Annotated in this window: 3 protein-coding genes and 2 pseudogenes; 1 reads left to right on the top strand and 4 read right to left on the bottom strand. The window is 69.8% G+C overall.

What is annotated here, in order from left to right:
• A pseudogene (locus tag QN345_RS18080) lies at window positions 1–194 on the top strand (ATP-binding protein); the annotation flags it as partial.
• A gap of 122 nt (window positions 195–316) precedes the next feature.
• On the opposite strand, the pseudogene QN345_RS18075 reads toward QN345_RS18080, so the two are convergent.
• The 4 genes and pseudogenes from QN345_RS18075 to QN345_RS18060 form a co-directional block, all read right to left on the bottom strand.
• Window positions 317–757 (bottom strand): annotated as a pseudogene (locus QN345_RS18075) (magnesium chelatase domain-containing protein); the annotation flags it as partial.
• Between the two features lie 41 nt (window positions 758–798).
• On the bottom strand, window positions 799–1,155 hold the full coding sequence (locus QN345_RS18070) for a YraN family protein (RefSeq protein ID WP_134560756.1): 357 nt from the start codon (window positions 1,153–1,155) through the stop codon (window positions 799–801).
• Window positions 1,156–1,303: 148 nt separating this feature from the next.
• Window positions 1,304–1,996 carry an SGNH/GDSL hydrolase family protein gene (locus QN345_RS18065; RefSeq protein WP_323509017.1) on the bottom strand — a complete coding sequence of 231 codons (693 nt, stop codon included), beginning with the start codon at window positions 1,994–1,996 and terminating at the stop codon, window positions 1,304–1,306.
• A gap of 76 nt (window positions 1,997–2,072) precedes the next feature.
• Window positions 2,073–2,290, bottom strand: a 218-nt coding sequence (locus QN345_RS18060; protein WP_323509016.1) for a membrane dipeptidase, incomplete at its 5' end; no start/stop codon positions are given.

Genomic DNA, 2,290 nt, shown 5'->3' with positions numbered 1-2,290 from the left:
CGACGGCGGCGGCCATGGTCGGCGGCGGCAGTGGACAGATCCGGCCGGGTGCAGCCGCCCGCGCCTGTCACGGGGTGCTCTTCCTCGACGAGGCTCCCGAGTTCGCATCGGCCGTGCTCGACGCCCTCCGGCAGCCGCTCGAATCCGGGATGATCAGCATCCACCGCGCCAACGCCGTCGCCCACTTCCCGGCGGGTCCGGCTTCGGTGGGCCACTCGATCGTTTCGACCGGCACGGGCGTCAGCTCCGCCCCGTGCCAGATCGCCGCCTCGCGGAGGGAGGCGACCCCGATCACGGTGATGCCGGGCACGAGTTCCGCCTCCGCGGCGTTTCCGGCCGGAACCATGACGGTTCGGTGGCCGAGACGCGACGCCGCGATCACCGCCGGCAGCATGCCCGGGACTGGTCGAAGGCGCCCGTCGAGGGCGAGCTCGCCGATGTGCACGACCGAGCCGACCGACCCGGCCGCGACCACCCCGTCCGCGGCGAGGCACGCGAGCGCGATCGCGAGGTCGAATCCCGAACCGTGTTTCGGGAGCGCCGCCGGCGACAGGTTGATCGTGAGCTTGTTGTGGGTCAGTGGGCAGCCGGAGTTCTTGGCCGCGGCCCTGACCCGCTCCGTCGCTTCGGAGAGCGCGGCGTCCGGCAGGCCGATCAGCACCATGCCGGGGAGCTGACCCGAGATGTCGGCCTCGACTTCGACGAGCGCGCCCGTCAGCCCGAGCAGGGCGACGGCGTGGGTACGGGCGAGACCCATCAGGCTGCGCCCATCAGACGGCACGCACTAGAACACGCTCACTAGAACACTCCGGGCAGGTGCTCGATCACCGGAACGGCGCCGGGGGCGAGGATCACCGCGATCGCGTCGATCCTGATTCGCTCCGGCCAGGCATCCGCCTGCTCGCACCACGCCGCCGCAAGCCGGCGGAGCCGGGCGAGCTTGACGACGGTGATCGCCTCGAACGGATGCCCGAAGCCGATCCCCGAGCGCGTCTTCACCTCGACGAAGGCGACTTCGCCGTCCTGCTCGACAATCAGGTCGATTTCGCCCTGCTCGCACCGCCAGTTGCGGGCGAGGAGCGTATACCCGGCGTCGGTGAGGAACCGCGCCGCGTGCTCCTCACCGAGCCTGCCCAGATCATCTTTGCGTGCCACGAGTGCCTCCCACGGACAGGATGCCGGGGGTGGGCGAGCATCCCCGGGGGCCGTCGTCGACCGGTGGACAGCGGGCAGACGTCGACGCCTGGTGAGGAGAGTCGGGAATTCGCCTTCGGAAAGTCCGTACACCGTCGAGGGGCGCCTCCTAGATGCCGAGGCTCCTGAGTGCCTCGTCCATGCGATCGGCGAGCACCCGATACCCCTCATCGTTCGGGTGCAGGCCGTCGCCGGCCTTCCATTCCGGGTGGCCGTCGAGCCAGTGCGAGGCGCCGGGAATGTAGTCGGCGTCGATCGCCGCAGCGCCCGCGCTCACCCACTCGATGATCTGTTGAACCGAGCCGGGTCGATCGTCGGTGTACCAGAACGGCTCGACCACGATGACGCGTGCGACCGGCAGCGCTTCACTGATCCTGGTGAAGTCGGCCGTGATGGCGGAGCGGATGCGGTCGGCGCGAGCGGGCATCGAGAAGTTGTCGTTGAGACCCATCGTCACGATCACGATGTCGGGGCGGGCGGCGATGACCTGGTCGACGAGGTCCTCTGACACGTCTGCCCGGTGGTTCACGAAACCGAGACCGTTCACGCTCGGGTTCACCTCGGTCCAGCCGTGCTCGATGGAAAGGAGCGTCGACCACCGGCGTTCGGGGCTCGAAGCCCCGGTCCCGAGCGTGTACGAGTCCCCGTAGAACGCCACGACGGGACCGGTACCCGGAGACCCCGCAGGAGTCACCGGAATCGGTTCGGCCGGTACCGCACGTCCAACCGAACCGATCACGGCGACGAGTCCAACGACGACGGCCACGGACCCCACCCAGAGGGCCATGACGGTTCGGGTCATTCGTCGGGGTGCACTCACACCAGTCATTCGGAGCGGGATCCGTTCTGGTTTGCCCGGCAATGCGGGAAAGGACCGGTCACGACACCAGCAGCGGCGTGCCGTTCCCCGCTGCCGCGAACGCGGCATCCGTCGCCCGGAGCACGCGCAGTACGTTCGCCCCGGCGAGGGCGGCGAGCTCGACGGCGGTCCAGCCCCGCGCGGCGAGCTCGGTCAGGAGCGCCGGGTAGCCGTCGACGCCCTCGAGACCGACCGGGAATTCGTCTGTGCCGTCGAAGTCGCCGCCGAGCCCGATGT

It is taken from the genome of Cryobacterium sp. 10I1 (assembly GCF_035019805.1).
Taxonomy (GTDB): Bacteria; Actinomycetota; Actinomycetes; order Actinomycetales; family Microbacteriaceae; genus Cryobacterium; species Cryobacterium glucosi.
Note: the sequence above shows the minus strand (reverse complement) of the source record. Positions and strands in the feature narration are given on the sequence as shown.

Coding starts and splice junctions, on each gene's coding strand:
- QN345_RS18065 (WP_323509017.1), bottom strand. CDS start 1,996: ATGACCCGAACCGTCATGGCCCTCTGGGTGGGGTCCGTGGCCGTCGTC.